This is a genomic window from Acetobacterium tundrae, assembly GCF_008086615.1.
Lineage (GTDB): Bacteria > Bacillota > Clostridia > Eubacteriales > Eubacteriaceae > Acetobacterium > Acetobacterium tundrae.
The window spans coordinates 54961-72318 of record NZ_RXYB01000015.1 but is presented as its reverse complement, the minus strand read 5'-3'; the positions used below and the strand labels follow the sequence as shown (position 1 = coordinate 72318).

General features: G+C 41.6%; 16 protein-coding genes and 1 other annotated feature. Of the genes, 8 read left to right on the top strand and 8 right to left on the bottom strand.

The features are described from left to right. Positions 1–4: 4 nt before the first annotated feature. The 3 genes from FZC40_RS17600 to FZC40_RS12125 all read right to left on the bottom strand — a co-directional run bounded on the left by FZC40_RS17600 (position 5) and on the right by FZC40_RS12125 (position 3069). The gene (locus tag FZC40_RS17600) at positions 5–136 is read right to left on the bottom strand and encodes a hypothetical protein (protein ID WP_279233337.1); all 132 of its coding nucleotides are present in this window, start codon (positions 134–136) and stop codon (positions 5–7) included. A 112-nt stretch (positions 137–248) separates the two neighbouring features. After that, positions 249–1010 (bottom strand): exodeoxyribonuclease III, encoded by a 762-nt coding sequence (locus tag FZC40_RS12130; protein ID WP_148604689.1) that lies wholly within the window; start codon positions 1008–1010, stop codon positions 249–251. Between the two features lie 169 nt (positions 1011–1179). Further along, a complete protein-coding gene (locus FZC40_RS12125) occupies positions 1180–3069 on the bottom strand; it encodes an ABC-F family ATP-binding cassette domain-containing protein (RefSeq protein ID WP_148604686.1) in 1890 nt (629 codons plus the stop codon). A 133-nt stretch (positions 3070–3202) separates the two neighbouring features. Here FZC40_RS12125 and FZC40_RS12120 point away from each other — a divergent pair, with 133 nt between their 5' ends. Next, positions 3203–3676 carry a gamma carbonic anhydrase family protein gene (locus FZC40_RS12120; RefSeq protein ID WP_148604684.1) on the top strand — a complete coding sequence of 158 codons (474 nt, stop codon included), beginning with the start codon at positions 3203–3205 and terminating at the stop codon, positions 3674–3676. Positions 3677–3750: 74 nt separating this feature from the next. On the opposite strand, the gene FZC40_RS12115 is transcribed toward FZC40_RS12120, so the two are convergent. Further along, entirely contained in the window at positions 3751–4248 is a 498-nt protein-coding gene (locus FZC40_RS12115) for an ECF transporter S component (RefSeq protein WP_148604682.1), read from the bottom strand. A 90-nt stretch (positions 4249–4338) separates the two neighbouring features. Next, on the bottom strand, positions 4339–4941 hold the full coding sequence (locus FZC40_RS12110) for a hypothetical protein (RefSeq protein ID WP_148604680.1): 603 nt from the start codon (positions 4939–4941) through the stop codon (positions 4339–4341). 148 nt (positions 4942–5089) lie between these two features. After that, positions 5090–5297 (top strand) — a binding site (T-box leader). A gap of 55 nt (positions 5298–5352) precedes the next feature. Here FZC40_RS12110 and ileS point away from each other — a divergent pair. Continuing rightward, a complete protein-coding gene (gene ileS / locus FZC40_RS12105) occupies positions 5353–8448 on the top strand; it encodes an isoleucine--tRNA ligase (RefSeq protein WP_148604678.1) in 3096 nt (1031 codons plus the stop codon). Between the two features lie 168 nt (positions 8449–8616). Here the strand turns inward: ileS and pheA are convergent, their stop codons facing one another. Both pheA and FZC40_RS12095 read right to left on the bottom strand, forming a co-directional pair. Then, on the bottom strand, positions 8617–9513 hold the full coding sequence (gene pheA / locus FZC40_RS12100) for a prephenate dehydratase (RefSeq protein ID WP_148604676.1): 897 nt from the start codon (positions 9511–9513) through the stop codon (positions 8617–8619). Then, a complete protein-coding gene (locus FZC40_RS12095) occupies positions 9514–10149 on the bottom strand; it encodes a lactate utilization protein (RefSeq protein ID WP_148604674.1) in 636 nt (211 codons plus the stop codon). It abuts the gene before it with no gap. 124 nt (positions 10150–10273) lie between these two features. Between FZC40_RS12095 and FZC40_RS12090 the strand changes: the two genes are divergently transcribed. From FZC40_RS12090 to FZC40_RS12070, 5 genes are all read left to right on the top strand, one after another. After that, entirely contained in the window at positions 10274–10957 is a 684-nt protein-coding gene (locus FZC40_RS12090) for an HAD family hydrolase (RefSeq protein WP_148604672.1), read from the top strand. A 239-nt stretch (positions 10958–11196) separates the two neighbouring features. Continuing rightward, a complete protein-coding gene (locus FZC40_RS12085) occupies positions 11197–11475 on the top strand; it encodes a Veg family protein (protein WP_148567512.1) in 279 nt (92 codons plus the stop codon). 138 nt (positions 11476–11613) lie between these two features. Continuing rightward, positions 11614–12846: an arginine deiminase gene (arcA, locus tag FZC40_RS12080; protein WP_148604670.1), complete on the top strand. Its 1233-nt coding sequence runs from the start codon at positions 11614–11616 to the stop codon at positions 12844–12846. A gap of 94 nt (positions 12847–12940) precedes the next feature. Then, complete coding sequence (gene argF, locus FZC40_RS12075) at positions 12941–13924, top strand: ornithine carbamoyltransferase (RefSeq protein ID WP_148604668.1); 984 nt, start codon at positions 12941–12943, stop codon at positions 13922–13924. Between the two features lie 48 nt (positions 13925–13972). Continuing rightward, positions 13973–15463 (top strand): phosphohexomutase domain-containing protein, encoded by a 1491-nt coding sequence (locus FZC40_RS12070; protein WP_148604666.1) that lies wholly within the window; start codon positions 13973–13975, stop codon positions 15461–15463. A 93-nt stretch (positions 15464–15556) separates the two neighbouring features. On the opposite strand, the gene FZC40_RS12065 is transcribed toward FZC40_RS12070, so the two are convergent. Further along, positions 15557–16264: a FadR/GntR family transcriptional regulator gene (locus tag FZC40_RS12065; RefSeq protein WP_148604664.1), complete on the bottom strand. Its 708-nt coding sequence runs from the start codon at positions 16262–16264 to the stop codon at positions 15557–15559. 289 nt (positions 16265–16553) lie between these two features. Between FZC40_RS12065 and lctB the strand changes: the two genes are divergently transcribed. Then, on the top strand, positions 16554–17348 hold the full coding sequence (gene lctB, locus FZC40_RS12060; RefSeq protein WP_148567517.1) for a lactate dehydrogenase subunit LctB: 795 nt from the start codon (positions 16554–16556) through the stop codon (positions 17346–17348). Positions 17349–17358 lie beyond the last annotated feature (10 nt).

Here is a 17358-nt window from a genome sequence, read left to right as displayed (position 1 = left end):
TTGTCTAAAAACGTCCTGGCTGACAATGGTAAATCGTTGTCGGCGGCATGATCGGACAGGCTGATGCCGGTTCGCCATGATTAATGTTTAGTTTGTTGCAGATTGTGCAAAACATCATGCTGTAGGGGCGATCCATGATCGCCTCGTGACGTTGTTACAAAAAATCAACGTTTTCGGGCAATCAATGGATCGCCCCTACTAGGTATACCTCAATATGATTTTTCGACATTAAAAATCAACAGGGTGATTTATTTCAGGGTTAATACAATGGGGCAATGATCAGAGCCGGTTACATCATTTAAAATATCGGTGGATTCAACTTTTGACATGAAATTTTCCGAGACAAAGAAGGAATCAATCCGCCATCCGGCATTGTTGTTTCGGGCATTAAACCGATAAGACCACCAGCTGTACTTAATTTCATCCGGGTGCTGGATACGCCAGCTGTCCACCATGCCGATATTGAGAAAATCATCAATCCAGGCTCGTTCGATCGGAAGAAAACCGGATCGCTTGGAATTTTCTTTAGGGTTTTTCAAGTCGCTTTCCCGATGAGCGGTATTGATGTCGCCGCAGACGATGACGTTTTTATCTGAATCTAAGAGAGCTTGGACATCCTTTAAAAGACAATGGTTAAAATCCATTTTAAATTGAAGGCGTTCATCGTCTTTTTGTCCGTTTGGAAAATAGACATTATAGAGAATGAAGTCAGGGTATTCCAAGATAATGGTTCGCCCTTCATTGTTGAAAACTGGGTCGGAAAGGCCGGTTTTAATGGAGAGTGGTGCTGTTTTATAATAAACGGCGGTTCCGCTGTAACCTTTCCGTTCGCCTGAATGAAAATAGGCGGTATAGCCCGGAATATTCAATAAACTTTCCTCAAGCTGATGATCGTGGGCTTTCGTTTCCTGAAGGCATAAAATATCCGGCTGTTCTGCTTCAATAAAGGGGATAAACCCTTTTTTCTCAACGGCGCGGATGCCGTTAACATTCCAAGAAATAATTTTCATAAGTCACCTTTCAATTTGTATAATAATTACAATAAGTTATAAATCGTCCGGGAGATAATAGTAAATCGTTGTCTGCTGTATAATCGGACAGGCTAATGCCTGTTCGCCATGATGCCGAAACTGATGTTCCTCTCCCAGACTTACGGTTGTATTTTGTCAATATTCAATATCAAATTCCATTTTCCAGTGCTTCCAGAGTTTCAAGTCGTTCCATGATTTCAAGTATTTCTTCTTCCAAAGCAGCCATTTCTTCCGATAATTCCTGGAGGGTGGTGTAATCACTGGTGATGATAGCGATTTTCTGCGTCACATCATCCAGCCGCTTTTCTTTCTTTTCCAGGGTATCGATTAAAAGTTCCTGTTCTCGCTTTTCTTTATAGGTCAAACCAGGCTTTCGAATTTTGGGTTTCTCGATTTTTACTTTGACCGCTTTTTCTAATGGTTCTTCTTGTTTATTAAATCCTAATGGATGCTTGGCAATGTAGTCCGAATAATTCCCGGTTTGGGTGGTGATCACGCCGTTGCCGTCAAAAGAATAAATCTGTTCACAGGTGCGATCCAGAAAATAACGGTCATGGGAAACAATCAATACCGCGCCCTGGAAATCATCAAGGTAGGACTCTAAAATGGTCAGGGTCTCAATGTCCAGGTCATTGGTCGGTTCATCAAAGAGAAGAACATTCGGAGCCATGATCAGAATGCCTAAGAGATAGAGTCGTCGGCGTTCTCCACCGGATAATTCGGAGATGTAGACCCACTGACTATTCTTATCAAACAGAAACAATTCCATCATTTGTGCCGCGGTAACGGTTTCGCCATGGGAATTTTCCATGTACTCGGCTTTTTCTCGAATATAGTCAATACATCGAAGGTTAAGATCCATATCCTCAGATTCCTGAGAAAAGTAACCGAGCTTGACGGTTTCGCCAAGGGAGATAGTGCCCGAGTCGGGTTTCAGTTTACCGGAAATGAGATTGAGTAGGGTCGATTTTCCAAGACCATTTTTACCAATAATGCCAATGCGTTCGTTTTGACCAAGAATGACACTAAAATCGGCAATGATTGTTTGGGCGCCAAAGGATTTTTTTAAATGATCGATTTCAATGACTTTCTTACCAAGTCGGGTAAAACCAACCGATATTTCCAATTGCGTTTCGCTCAAGTCTGTGGCACGATCTTTTATTTCGTCAAAACGCTGAATCCGTGCTTTCTGCTTGGTCGTTCGCGCCCGGGCGCCCCGGCGTATCCAGGAAAGCTCGCGGCGATAAAGATTTTGGCGCTTTTCTTCAATGGCAGTCTGAACAACTTTTCGGTTTGCTTTTTGTTCTAAAAAATTCGAGTAGTTTCCGTCATATTCATACAGATTTCCTTTGTCCAACTCAATGGTTCGATTAACCACCCGGTCTAAAAAATAACGGTCATGGGTTACCATCAGCAATGCTTCGTGACGGTTTAGAAGGTAATTTTCCAACCAGGCAATTGTATCATTATCAAGATGATTAGTCGGTTCATCAAGAATCAGCAGATCACAAGGAGTGAGCAAAGCAGAAGCCATAGCAACACGTTTCCGCTGTCCGCCGGAAAGATGCCCGATGCGTTTATCATAGTCTGAAATGCCCAGTTGAGACAGAATGGTTTCCACCTGAGATTTAAGGTTCCAGAGATTTTCATCATCAATTTTTTGAGATAAGCCCAACAAGCGCTTTTGCAAGGAGACATCTTCAGAAGATTGCTCTAACGCCATCAGGGTTGATTCATAATCTCTGACAAGATTCATTTCCGGGGAATTGGCGCTAAATACCTGATCGAGAACCGTTATGTCAGGATCAAGGTCCGGGTCCTGGGGCAGAATTCCCACTCGTTTGGACCCAAAGAATTTCACTTCACCTTCATCAGGAGTATCCAGGTTACCAATGATTTTCAACAAAGAAGTTTTCCCTGAACCATTGACTCCGATAACGCCAATCTTATCGGTATCGGAGATGTTAAAGGAGATATTATTAAAAAGTGCTTTCACACCATAGCTTTTTTTTAGATTTTCAATACTTGCAATATTCATGGATTCATCCTTTGTGTTTTCGTTTTATTGTCTATTTTATCATAAGTAGTCGGTGAAGTCGGGAAAATTATTTACAAAATGTTCGAAAGAGGGTATTATGAGGACATCTTAAGAAATGAGGGTGAAGAGGAAAATGATGCTGGGGAAAACTGCTTTTATTGCAAAAAGTGCGGATGTGGTTGGAAAAGTGACACTTGGAAATTATATTAGCATCTGGTTTCAAACGGTAATCCGTGGCGATGTGGATACCATCACCATCGGAGATCGAACGAATATTCAAGATGGAACGGTGGTCCATGTGGCACCGGGATATCCTACTATTATTGGAAATGGTGTAAGTATTGGACATAATGCCATTATTCATGGCTGCGAAATTGGTGACAACGTTCTTATTGGGATGGGCGCGATTATTCTGAATGGCGCAAAAATTGGGGATAATTCCATCGTTGGGGCGGGATCTTTGGTGACACAGGGGAAAATATATCCGCCAAATTCTTTGATTTTCGGCAGCCCAGCAAAAAGAATCAGAGACTTAAATGCCGAGGAAGTACAGTCTATTCGCGATAATGCCGAAGAGTATTTGGATACGATGAAACGTTATATGTAAAATAATGGGGGCTGAAAAATTAGATTAAAAAAGCTGCTGTAAACCACTTAAATAGGGTTTGCAACAGCTTTCTTTTATTCTGATTTCAATGGATTCAACCGAAATTGCTCCAGTGGTTTGTAGAGAATGGTCACAATGACAACCCCAACTGAACCTTGTAAAAGGCTGAAAGGAACATTGATAAGCGGTGAGGTGATGCTGCCATACATGATTACTTCCGAAACATAATAGACTAGTGACATGACAATGACTGCGGGAAATGCGAAGAATAGGATATTCTTTGCGGGATAGCGTTTTATGAAGTATCCAAATATAAAAGCCATCAAGCCCTTAGCTATAAATGTAGGGAACATATAAATGCTGTAACCGCCAAAATAATCAGCGCCGGCAGATCCAATCCCGGCGGCCAGAAGGCCAGCCCAGGGTCCCAATATGTAAGCCGATAAAAAGACTGCGCCATCACCTAAGTGGATATAACCATTAAAAACGGGAATTCTGATAATAAATGTCATGATGAAGACAAGTGCCATCATTAAGGCGGAATAAGTAATTTTTTTTGTTTGACTGTTCATTAAAGGCCCTCAGTTTCTATAGTATTCCTATAGATTATCTCATATTTCATTCAAAATGCAAGATTCCGATGAAAATATTTATGATTTTCATTAGATTTGCTCGATGAAAATAGTAACGGAACTATTGCCGGCCATATCCGTTTTTTGCGAATTGTTAGGAGATACAGTGATACTGATTGAATATCCGCTAACTGTTGCATCGAGGTAGGTGGAATCGGATACCGTTTCTTCAGAATAATCAGATTGATTCTGCAAAAGAGGACGATAAAAAGATACAATGTCTCCCGTTGCAAGTCCTGAAACATAGGTCGTCGTCCAACCGGGATCGCCGTTTGCATTCGTAATTTGATAAGAATCGGCAACGTCAAGAACCCCATAAAGTGGGATCAATTGATTCGGATAACTGGTGGCTAATTTTTTAGAATTATCAACGAAGATTTCATCGGTATTTGTATCAATAACAGTCTGCATTTCTTGGGGCACGGTAACGGTTGTTGTCGCCGTAGCAGATGGCTGATTGCTGGTGGTATTGGTTGTATTGGTTGTTTGTTCTTGTTGTGTTGTTGCTGGTGTAGTAGTGCTCGCTGTTCCACTGGTATTGGTATTTTTTATCAGCTTTGGAAAAACAAAAATTGTGCCAACAATGAGAATCGCAATGATGAAGACAGAAATCAGAATATAACGTAATTTCATTTTTAACTCCTTTTTATTCTAATAATGCCATCATTATACCCGATATTCTTAAATATTTGAATAAAGATTTCAAAAAACTTGATTTTATTAAAGATTTTGTATAGAATATGAAACAGACGTTTCGATTAATAATATTAATGAAACAATATAAAATGTAATGATAAGGATGCCTTGTGGAAAGCTTTAACAGAGATGTAATCGGTTTGGTGAAAGATTATTAAAAGATACCTCAAGGAGATCACCTTTGAACAGGATTCCTGAAATTAATGAAGTAGGGAACCCCGGGGAATCGTTAAATTCATATGAGTGGGCAGATTGTGTCAACTTGGGTGGTACCGCGATTTTTCGTCCCTTGAATTTTTCAAGGGGCTTTTTTGGTTTAATATAGCTATAGTTAGTGGAGGTAGAGATTTGGCAGAGTTTAAAACATTAACAGAAGGAAATGTTGGAGAACGGGAAGATAATATTTCGAAGCAATGGGAAAAAATGAATCTTTTAAAAATGACCATTGATAATCGAGAAGGAAAAGAAAATTTTGTATTTTATGAAGGACCGCCAACCGCCAATGGACGGCCTGGGATTCACCACGTTTTGGCGAGAACATTAAAAGACACCGTTTGTAAATACAAGGTCATGAATGGCTATCGCGTGGTCAGAAAAGCAGGATGGGATACCCACGGCCTGCCGGTTGAAATCGAAGTTGAAAAACAATTAGGCTTGTCCAGTAAACCGGAAATTGAAGCATACGGCGTGGAGAAGTTTAATAAAAAATGCCGGGAATCGGTTTTCAATTATGAAAGCCAATGGCGAGAAATGAGCCGAAAAATGGGCTATTTCATTGACATGGAAGATCCTTACATCACGTTGGACAACAATTATATCGAATCGGTATGGTGGATTTTAGATAAGTTCAACAAGGAAGGGTTCCTTTACGAAGGACATAAAATCATGCCTTTTTGTCCGCGCTGCGGAACTGGCCTCGCCTCTCATGAGGTTGCCCAGGGTTATCAGGAAATCAAGAGCAATACCGTTGTCGTTGCATTCAAACGCCGGGATGCCGATGAATATTTTCTGGTTTGGACCACAACCCCCTGGACTTTAGCCGCCAATGTTGCCCTTGCCGTTCATCCGGAAGCGGATTATATTAAGGCCCGAAGCAACGGAAACGTTTATATCTGTGCAAAGGTCTTGGCGCCTAAACTGCTTGGCGAAGATTATGAAATCCTTGCAGAAATGAAAGGGAGCGCTTTGGAATATGTTGAGTATGAACAGCTCATGCCTTTTGTGACCCCGGATAAAAAAGCATTCTATGTAACCTGTGCAGACTATGTTACCACAGAAGACGGTACCGGTATCGTTCATATCGCGCCAGCCTTTGGCGAGGACGATTATAAAGTCGGCCGCCAGTATAAATTGCCGGTGCTTCAGCCGGTTGCTGAAAATGGAAAATATACAGATACCCCATGGAAGGGACAATTCGTAATGGATGCCGACTTGGACATCATAAAATGGCTTAAAGCGGAAGGCAAGCTTTTCAAGAAGGAAAAGATCGTTCATAATTATCCGCACTGCTGGCGATGCAAAACCCCATTGCTTTATTATGCAAAACCAAGCTGGTACATCGAAATAACAAAAATTAAAGACCGATTGATTGAAAACAATAATGGGGTGGAATGGTATCCGGATTATGTTGGTGAAAAACGTTTTGGCAACTGGCTGGAAAACTTAAACGATTGGGCGATATCCCGAACCAGGTACTGGGGAACTCCGCTGAATGTCTGGCGTTGTGAATGCGGCCATATCGAAACCGTTGGTTCCCGAAAGGAATTAGTCGAACGGGCCATTGAAGACATCGATGAAACCATTGAGCTTCACCGCCCTTATGTGGATGATGTCCATATCAAATGCCCGGATTGCGGAAAGACGATGAATCGCGTCAAAGATGTCATTGACTGCTGGTTTGATTCCGGGTCAATGCCGTTTGCGCAATACCACTACCCATTTGAAAACAAAGAACTTTGGGAAGAACAATTCCCGGCAGATTTTATATGCGAAGGGATTGATCAGACCAGAGGCTGGTTTTATTCACTGCTGGCGATTTCGTCTTTTGTTACCGGGAAAGCGCCCTATAAACGGGTATTGGTCAATGATTTAATCCTTGATGCGGAAGGACAAAAAATGTCCAAAACCAAGGGAAATACCGTTGATCCGTTTAAAATGTTTGAAGAATACGGAGCGGATGCTCTGCGTTGGTATTTATTGTATGTATCACCATCCTGGACCCCCACCCGTTTTGATATCAAGGGATTAAAAGAGGTTCAAAGTAAATTCTTCAATACCCTTAAAAACACCTATCATTTCTTTGCTTTATATGCCAATACTGATAAGATTGATCCGCGGGAATTCTTTGTCCCTTATGAAGAGCGTCCGGTCATTGATGCCTGGATTCTATCGAAATACAATCGCTTGGTCAAAGAAGTTCGCCAGGAAATGGATATTTTCGATCTGACCAGAGCCGTGCGAAAGATTCAAAACTTTGTCAACGAAGATTTATCCAACTGGTACATCAGACGCAACCGTCGCCGTTTCTGGGGAACCGAGCTGACGGCGGATAAGAAAGCTGTTTACAATACGACCTGGGAAGTGCTGGAGGGTATTACCCGCCTTTGTGCCCCGTTTGCACCTTATGTAACGGAAGAAATATATCAAAAGCTGACTGACGGCGAATCGGTTCATTTAGCCGATTATCCGGAGGTTAATGAAGCCTTGATTAAAGATGACATTGAAGAACCAATGGATTTAGTGAGAGATCTGGTCAGTCTGGGACGTGGCGCCAGAGAAGATGCGAAAATCAAGGTGCGACAGCCTTTATCCAAAATTATTGTGGATGGCAAGTACCGTGAAACCATTGGTGATTTATGTGTTTTATTAGAAGAGGAACTCAATATCAAGGAAGTTGATTTTGAGGATAATCTTGGAGATTTCATGAACTACACCCTGAAACCGGACTTTAAAGTAGCCGGACCGATTCTGGGGAAAAATGTGAAGCTCCTGGGAAAAGCACTTGCCACAGTGGATCCCGCCGAGGCTGTTGCTAAATTGGAATCAGGAGAAAGTGTGGTGGTCAATCTGGATGGCGAAAACATTGAGCTTAAAAAAGATTTTATCGACATTCGGATTTCAGCCAAAGAAGGATTCAATGTCCAGATGTTCAATAACAAATTTATCATTTTGGATACGACTCTTAATCAGGAATTGCTGGACGAGGGTTGCGCCCGAGAATTTGTTTCACGCATTCAGCAGTTAAGAAAATCCAATGGATATGAAGTGATGGATCGGATCGATATTACTTATGCCAGTGATGAACAAATGGATCGGGCCATTGAAGTCTATTCAGATTTCATAAAAACCGAAACCCTGGCCGATCATATTACGATTAAACCTGAAGCTGGTGAAACGTTCAATCTTAACGGACATGATACAACGATTGAGCTTGAAAAGAAATAAAGTAAAAGTCCCTATAAATTAAATATATAATTCAAAAAGTAAGTCCTGAAGATAATTGTAACATCAGTTGTCTGCATCATGGCGAACAGGCGACAGCCTGTACGAGCATGCGGCAGACAACGAGTTACAATTGTCTTCAGGACGTTTTTTGTTACCAAAACTAATTTTTTAAACAGTTGGACCTTTTTCGATAAATTGCGGATAATAACCCAGAAACTGAAAATAATCTGTTTTTTCGGCAATGATCGGAAGCAGGGTGGTGAGGGTGCTTTGAGAAATGTTTCCGGTAAAATTAATAAAAAACAGATATTCCCAATTGTGATTTGCCAAAGGTCGGGATTCAATCTTGGATAAATTGAGCGAAAAGACCGAGAAGATCCCAATGACTTCAAAAAGCGATCCGGGACGATGCGGCAGATGAAAAGCAATACTGACGCAAGTTGGCTTATTAAAAAGTTTAAGTTCACGGGAGATGATGACAAATCGGGTGACATTGGTTTGTGAAAAATTGATGTTTTCGGCCAAAATTTCAAGATCGTAAATCTCACCGGCTCGTTTGCTGGCGATGGCGGCCATATGGGGTTCGTTTTTTTCAGCCACGTAAGCGGCGGCAATGGCCGTATTGAAATAGGGAATGCATTTCCAGTTCGGATAGGTGTTCAGAAATTCCTGGGATTGAGAAAACCCCTGGGGGTGGGAATAGACTTCATCAATACTTTCAAGAGTCGCTCCTTTGGGAGCTAGAAGGCAGTGACGAACCCGGATTTCTTCCTCGCCGACGATATAATACTGGTAGCGGGAAAGAAGGTCATAAACGACAGCAATGGAACCAGTGGAAGAGTTTTCAATGGGAACAACCCCATAATCGGCTTTTCCCTGATTCAGTGCCTCAAAGACATCCTCAAACGTTTTACAGGGAAAAAGCGTGCAGGAATCATTAAAAAAAGAGAGGCTGGCTTCTTCGCAATAGGAACCACAGGCACCGCCGTAAGCAACTCGGGATTTCGCTTCAACAACTTGAGGATACTTTGAAAATGCTTGGTTTAAAGCATCCAGGATATTCATTTAATAACCTAAATTTTCGCCGACTAAAATAATTTTAATGCGGCCGGGAATATCACTATGTCGGGTAACGACAATATCGCAACAAAGGCAATCTTCACTATGGCAATTGCCGCAGTGGCCGGTATCATAACATGGCGTTTTTCGGCTCAGGCGGATAGCGTTAACCGGAGCGGCAACGTTCTGGGTTCGGAAAATGGCGGCATCTACATTGGCAACAATTTTATTAATCCCGGCAATGATGATGACCTGCTCAGGACCAAAGCAAAGTAAAGCCACGCGGTTGCCGATACCATCGATGTTTACGAGTTCGCCAGACATGGTAATGGCGTTGGTCCCCATTATAAGCGTGTGGCTTAGGACCGCCTTTGCGAGAAAGTCTCTTTTTTCCGGATACGATTTAGCCAGACCGCGATCAAGGTAGGTGTAGTTACCGTTTTTTACCGCATCAAGTAAACCAATTTCTTTAATGGATTGGGAACCGCCATGGGTAATGCCGGCGCCCTTTGGAATTAACGATAAAGCAAGTTCTAAAGCTTCATCGCGCGAACTGCAGTAATAGCCTTCAAAATTCCGTTTTTCAAAATTTTTAATTAAAGATTTACTGAGATTCAAATAATTTTCTTCTTTATAACCCAAAATAATACCTCCAAGGAAAATGATAATCTTATTATAAACCAACAGCGTAAAAAAAACAAAAATAATTATTGAATTAGGTTATAATAAAATAAAAAAGATGAACAAAAGATAATTGGAGGTAAAAATGCACAAATATAAAGGAATCGTTTTTGATTTAGATGGCACATTAATTAATTCTCTGGAGGATCTTATTGATTCCTGCAATACCGTCATGGCACAGCATGGATTCCCCACTTATGCCTATGAAGATGGCAAAAAATTAATTGGTAGGGGACTTAGAAATTTGATACGTGATGCAGTGCCTGAAAAATATCGCTGTGATGATGCCTTCGTCGATGAATTGACGGATCTGCTTCGGACTGAATACAGCATTAATTACATAAAAAAAACAAAACCTTACCCGGGGATCATAAAAGTACTGGATTATTTAAAAATAAATCGTATTCCCTATGGGGTTTGCACCAACAAACCGGATTCAGTGGCAAAATCGCTGATCCAAATTTTGTTTAAGGGCTATGATTTTGTTGATGTAGTGGGATTCACCAGTGATGATTTAAGAAAGCCAAATCCGACGACAACATTGGCATTAGCAAAAAAAATGGGCGTCGAGCCAGAAGAATGTCTCTATGTGGGGGATTCAATGGTCGACTATGAAACCGGGACAAATGCGGGAATGCTGCCGGTGCTGTGCACCTGGGGGTTTGAGTCGCCTGAGGTGATTTCAAAGTTTGAAGATGCGTTTTGGATAGACAACCCCCTGCGGATTATTGAGGCATTGCGTGATGGCAAAGAAATGTATTCGGCATAAGAATAAAACAGATTTCAACCCGTAAAATAGCAGAATGCTATTTTACCGGATTGAAGATTTTTTCAGAAGATAATCGAGAGCGGGGCAGACGTCAAAATGTAAACGTCGAGCAACATGTAAATAGAAATATAAATTACATGTTGACAAAGATTCTCTGTATTGTTATAATAAAAAAGTTTTACTTTCCATTAAATATGTGCTATACTAAGGAAGAGAAAACCATAAGAGAGGTGAATTTCATGCCAAAAGCAACCATTATGGACATTAGACGTGAGGTGGAAAATTATCTTGGTCGACGAGTCAAACTTGAAGCACATAAGAGCAAGAAAAAACTTTACCAAAAAGAAGGGATTATTGAGGAAACTTATCCCAGTATTTTTACCGTAAGAGTTAAAGAGGATAAAAGAAAAGAGCAAAAGTTATCTTTTAGTTATTCCGATCTTTTAACTCAAAGCGTAAAAATAGTATTACTTGATGATGATGAAGCTGTAGCTGAAAAGAAATTATTAGTTTCATAATGACAACATAGAAAAGTTCCGCACAAAAAGGGAGGGCTGATGTTCTTCTTTTTTTGTTTTTTGAATTATTTCGAATTGATAGGATTTTCATCAAAGCGGTGATATAATAAAAAGAATGGGGAAGAATGGAGATGAAAAATGGGAGATAAAAATTTAAATATAGAATCAGAAATAGGAAAATTAAAAAAAGTGTTGGTTCATCGACCGGGAAGAGAACTGGAACGGATTGTTCCGGATTCCTTAAAGGAATTATTGTTTGAGGATATCCCATGGCTGAAACGGATGCAGGAAGAGCATGATGCTTTTGCCGCGATATTAAAAAGGCGGGGAGCAGAAGTTTATTATGTTGAAGATTTATTAAAAGATATTCTCAAAGAAACATCAGTCCGAGAGAAACTAATCAATGAAGTGATCGACCAGAATCCATCATCCGGGAATTATATTGATGGCTTTTTGAGTGAATATTTAATGTCCTTGAATAGTGAGGATTTGGGAGAGGCATTAATTGCCGGCGTTTTGCAAAAAGAACTGAATCATATGGAACGGCATCGGGTGTTAACGGACTATTTAAAAGGGCCGGAACCGTATGCATTTTATTTAAATCCTTTGCCGAATCTTTATTTCATGCGAGATCCTGCCGTTACCATTCATGATGGACTGAGTATTTCGGCAATGGCTACCCGGACGAGAAAAAGGGAAAGTCGCTACATGTCGGCCATTTATGAAAATCATCCCCTGTTTGCAACCTGCGAAAATAAAACCTTTTATCAGGATACTAACTTTTTTTCTGTCGAAGGTGGGGATATCCTGGTTCTCAGCCCGAAAGTTGTTGCAGTGGGTTGCAGCGAGCGTACTGCTGTACAGGGAGTTGAAGAGCTGGCCAAAAACCTTTTTAATGCGGACTTGGGCATTGAAAAAGTACTGGCCGTAAAAATTCCCAATAATCGCGCCTTTATGCATTTAGATACTGTTTTCACGATGGTGGATTATGATAAATTTATTGTCTACCCTGGTATTCTAGAACAAATTGAAACCGTCGTTATGACACCAGGCGGCAAAGACTATCTTCTTTATGAGTGGGCGGACAGCCTCAAAGAAGCGCTTAAATCGGTTCTGGAGCTGCCGGCCATTAATCTGATTGAAAGCGGTGGCGGCAACCCGGTTGCCGCCGCCCGAGAGCAATGGAATGACAGCACCAATACCCTGGCGATTGCCCCCGGTGTGATTGTCGCGTATGAACGGAATGAACGTTCCAATGAGGTGCTCTGTGATAATGGCATTGAAGTCATTGGGATTGAAGCCTCAGAGCTGGTGCGTGGTCGCGGCGGTCCCCGATGCATGACCATGCCTCTGTATCGAGATTCATTTTAGTCAGTCAAATTATGAAGAAGAATATTTTCCTTGTGAAATAGACTGAATATCAGTTAAAATATAGATAAAAGAAGTGATAAACGGAGGAAGCGCTATGAATTTAAAAGGACGTCATCTTTTGACGCTAAAGGATTTTACCCCAGAGGAAATACAGTATCTAATTGATTACGCGGCAGAGTTAAAAGCAAAGAAAAAATCGGGTGAGGTGGGAAATCTTCTTAAAGGAAAAAATATTGTGCTTCTTTTTGAAAAAACATCAACACGAACCCGTTGCGCTTTTGAAGTGGCAGCTTTTGATGAAGGAGCAAACGTCACATTTTTAACGAATAGTCAAATGGGCAAGAAGGAATCCATTGAGGATACCGCAAAGGTGTTAGGTCGCTTTTATGATGGCATCGAATTCCGGGGTTTTCAGCAGGAAACCGTGCAGATATTAGCGGACTGTTCCGGCGTACCGGTATGGAACGGACTGACGGATACTGACCATCCGACTCAAATATTAGCGGATATGCTGACTGTTCAGGAAAATTTTGGCGAGCTCAAAGGCCGTCGACTGGTGTTTGTTGGAGATGCCAGAAATAATATGGGCAACTCATTGATGATCGGATGCGCAAAATTGGGAATGCATTTTGTGGCAGTGGCACCGGAAGTCCTTTTCCCGGAACAAGGCTTAGTGGCAGAAATGCGAACCTTGTGCAAAACTACCGGAGGATCGATTACCCTGAGTACGGATATTAAAGCCGGTGTGAAGGGTGCGGATGTGATCTATACCGATGTTTGGGTTTCGATGGGTGAAGAGGATCAAATGGCGGAACGGATTAAATTATTGTCACCCTATCAGGTCAATATGGAAATGATTAAGGCAACAGAAAATGATAATGTAATCTTCCTTCATTGTCTGCCGGCCTTTCACGATTTAGAAACCAATGTTGCTCAAGAAGTCAAAGAAAAATTTGGATTAAGTGAAATGGAAGTGACGGATGAAGTCTTCAGAAGCAGGCACTCGGTTGTCTTCGATGAAGCGGAGAATCGGATGCATACGATCAAGGCGGTAATGTGTGCCTCTCTGGTTGGCTAAAATATTCCCCTGTATTCACTAGAATCATCGCCAGGAGATTAAGAAATTATGGAAATTAAAAATATTAGGAAGTTGCAAAACGGTTCAGATGTACGGGGCATTGCGATTGCTGGAGTTCCTGGAGAAACCGTTAATTTCACCCAGGAAATGGTCATGAAAATCGCCTTTTCCTTTGCCATCTGGCTAGAGAATAAATTGGCAAAAAAAGCGCCGCTAAGTATCGCCGTGGGGCGGGATAGCCGCATTTCCGGGTCGCACTTTGCCCAGGCCGTGGCGCTGGGATTGGTGTGCAAAGGAAATAAGGTCTATCAATGCGGCATTGCCACCACCCCGGCAATGTTCATGACCACGGTAGATCCGGTCCTGAATACGGACGGTGCGATGATGGTAACGGCCAGCCATCTGCCTTACAATCGGAATGGGCTTAAGTTTTTCACCAAAGAGGGCGGCTTGAATAAAGAAGATATTGCCGAAATCCTGGAACTGGCAGAAACAGTCGAAACATCGTTTACTCCCGGGGGGCAGGCCGTCGACTACGATTTCATCCCCTCTTATGCAAAAAATATTGTAGAATTGATCCGTGAAAAAACAAAGCAAGAGCAGCCGTTAGCCGGGAGTCATATCGTCGTCGATGCCGGTAACGGAGCCGGCGGATTTTTTGCCGAACAGGTTCTGCAACCATTAGGGGCCGATACAAAAGGAAGTCTCTATCTTGATCCGGATGGGAATTTTCCCAATCATGTTCCGAATCCAGAAGATCCACAAGCCATTGAACACATCACCAAAGCGGTTTTAGATAATCAGGCGGATATGGGGATTATTTTTGATACCGATGTGGATCGGGCCGCGATTATTGATCAAAAGGGAAATGCCATTAACCGAAATGGATTTATTGCCTTTATTGCAAGCCTGTTGTTGAAGGATTATCCGGGATCAACAATTGTGACCGATTCCATTACTTCGACCGGGTTAACTGAGTATATTCAAAATTTAGGGGGGAAACATCACCGCTTTAAACGCGGCTATAAAAATGTCATTAACGAAGCTATTCGTTTAAATGAAGCCGGAGTTGAAACACATTTAGCGATGGAAACCAGCGGACACGGAGCCATCAAAGAAAATTATTTTCTGGATGACGGTGCGTATCTTGTTACCCTGGCACTCATAAAGTTTGCCGAACTTCATCAGTCCGGAAAACCGATCAGTTCTTTTTTAGAGGGCATGAAGGAACCGCAAGAAGCAAAAGAAATTCGTTTTAAGATCGCAGTTGAAGATTTTAAGGCATATGGGGCAAAGGTGCTGGAAGAATTTAAAATCTTTGCAGCAAGTCAGCCGGGCTGGACGTTGGTCGAACCTAATTATGAAGGGGTTCGGGTAAGCTGTGATGAAACGGCTGGAAATGGCTGGTGTCTGCTCAGAATGTCCCTTCATGATCCCATTATGCCACTCAATATTGAATCCGACGCGGTTGGCGGATGCGACGTTATCCAAACAACGTTGATGGCATATTTAGAGCAATTCGAGGCTTTGAAACAATAGCAATGATCATTGAAGTTAGATGAAGTAAGATATAGTCAGCAAAAAACCGCAACAGGGGTAAAAGTCCTGTTGCGGTTTTTATTTTTGCGCCGATTAATCATCAGGCTCCAGCCGGGAAACAAAGTCATCAATCAAATCCATATGTTGGGACATGGCCATCGCGGCTTTAAGGGGATCATGGCTTTGAAAAGCCTGGAGAATAATGTGATGCTGCTGGTCGATGAGTGGGCCTCTGTGGGGATCGTCAAGGATGGCGATGCGAATATCTTTGATCAGAGCTTCAATCAGAGAAGCGGATGACAAAAGGACATTTTTAATCATGATATTTTCAGAAGCCATGGCAATTTCATAATGGAAACGCTTGTCCAATTCAGCCCGAATGGATTCATCGGTTTCGGTTTCAATTGCCTGACAAATTTTTTCAATCTTTTCATAGCGCTCAGGAGTCATATGTTTGGCAGCCAGTTTAGCAGATTCGGTTTCCAGGGCGCGCCGGAGTTCCTGAATCTGACTGATTTTGGCTTTACTCAGCCAGAACATAATGGTCAAGGGCTGGGTTAGGGTATCTTCATAATCGACGGCAATGAAGTTGCCTTCTCCCTGTTGGCATCGCACCAGACCAATCATTTCCAGGGCCCGTATGGCTTCCCGGATGGTTGCTCTTGAAACGCCTAACTGTTCTGCCCACTGTCGTTCAGAAGGAAGACGGTCGCCGCTTTTCAAATTTCCCTCGATAATGTTGTCTTTGATTTGCTCGAGGATTTGCAAATATATTTTTTTTTGTTCGATTTCTTTAAACATATAAACACATCATTTCATTTTATTTGCTCATATCATCATGATAGCAGCTTGTTGTATTATTATCGCAGAAGAAAATTTTTATAGATTTCAATGCTTGTTTTATTGTAGCACAGAGATTTTTAAATGCAAAATCATAAAAATATAAAAAAAATAATGAAAACGTTATTTTAATACTTGACAAGAATTTACGAAAAGAATATAATGGTAACAGGTTGGTGGTCAGACCACTGACCAATAGCAAAATTTTATCAAAGAGATTTTATCAGAGTGATTTTAATGGAGGGTAAGAATGAAAATACTGGTTTGTATTAAACAGGTTCCTGGAACATCCAATGTGGAAGTCGATCCAGTGACTGGTGTCCTGATTCGTGATGGGGTTGAATCAAAAATGAACCCTTATGATTTGTATGCTTTAGAAACCGCATTCCGGCTGAAAGAACAATTAGGCGGGACCATTACCACCTTGACGATGGGGCCGATGCAGAGTAAAGAAGTATTATTAGAGTCTTTTTATATGGGTGCAGATGAAGGCTGTTTATTATCAGACCGGAAATTTGGCGGCGCGGATGTGGTTGCAACAAGCTACACACTTGCCCAGGGAGTTAAAAGACTTGGAGATTTTGATCTCATCGTTTGTGGAAAGCAAACCACCGACGGCGATACCGCTCAGGTTGGACCAGAAATGGCCGAGTTTTTAGGAATCCCACATATTACAAATGTCATTAAGATTTTATTGGCAGATGAAAAAGGCTTGACTTTACAGATGAACATGGATGATTCGATTGAAATCCAACGGATTCCATACCCCTGTCTGATTACCGTGGACAAGGATATTTACACCCCACGCTTACCCTCGTACAAGCGGAAAATGGCAATTACAGAAAATCCTGAAATAAAAATTCTGACGTTAAAAGATATGTATGACACCGATGAAAAAAAATATGGATTAAGCGGATCAGCCACTCAGGTTGAACGTATTTTTCCGCCGGAAAGCAATGTTGAAAAAACGAGCTTTGCCGGAGATGGCAAAACCCTGGCGAAAACTTTATTTGGAATTTTGTCAGAGAAAAAATATTTAGGCTAGAAAGGAAAAA

Bases quoted from the DNA above. Each gene is read 5' to 3' on its own strand.
- pheA (WP_148604676.1), bottom strand. From the start codon at position 9,513: ATGAATATCCTGGATGCTTTAAACCAAGCATTTTCAAAGTATCCTCAA.
- FZC40_RS12115 (WP_148604682.1), bottom strand. From the start codon at position 4,248: ATGAACAGTCAAACAAAAAAAATTACTTATTCCGCCTTAATGATGGCA.
- arcA (WP_148604670.1), top strand. From the start codon at position 11,614: ATGGGAGATAAAAATTTAAATATAGAATCAGAAATAGGAAAATTAAAA.
- FZC40_RS12125 (WP_148604686.1), bottom strand. From the start codon at position 3,069: ATGAATATTGCAAGTATTGAAAATCTAAAAAAAAGCTATGGTGTGAAA.
- argF (WP_148604668.1), top strand. From the start codon at position 12,941: ATGAATTTAAAAGGACGTCATCTTTTGACGCTAAAGGATTTTACCCCA.
- FZC40_RS12065 (WP_148604664.1), bottom strand. From the start codon at position 16,264: ATGTTTAAAGAAATCGAACAAAAAAAAATATATTTGCAAATCCTCGAG.
- FZC40_RS12130 (WP_148604689.1), bottom strand. From the start codon at position 1,010: ATGAAAATTATTTCTTGGAATGTTAACGGCATCCGCGCCGTTGAGAAA.
- FZC40_RS12085 (WP_148567512.1), top strand. From the start codon at position 11,197: ATGCCAAAAGCAACCATTATGGACATTAGACGTGAGGTGGAAAATTAT.
- FZC40_RS12120 (WP_148604684.1), top strand. From the start codon at position 3,203: ATGATGCTGGGGAAAACTGCTTTTATTGCAAAAAGTGCGGATGTGGTT.
- FZC40_RS12070 (WP_148604666.1), top strand. From the start codon at position 13,973: ATGGAAATTAAAAATATTAGGAAGTTGCAAAACGGTTCAGATGTACGG.
- lctB (WP_148567517.1), top strand. From the start codon at position 16,554: ATGAAAATACTGGTTTGTATTAAACAGGTTCCTGGAACATCCAATGTG.
- FZC40_RS12110 (WP_148604680.1), bottom strand. From the start codon at position 4,941: ATGAAATTACGTTATATTCTGATTTCTGTCTTCATCATTGCGATTCTC.
- FZC40_RS17600 (WP_279233337.1), bottom strand. From the start codon at position 136: ATGGATCGCCCCTACAGCATGATGTTTTGCACAATCTGCAACAAACTA.
- FZC40_RS12090 (WP_148604672.1), top strand. From the start codon at position 10,274: ATGCACAAATATAAAGGAATCGTTTTTGATTTAGATGGCACATTAATT.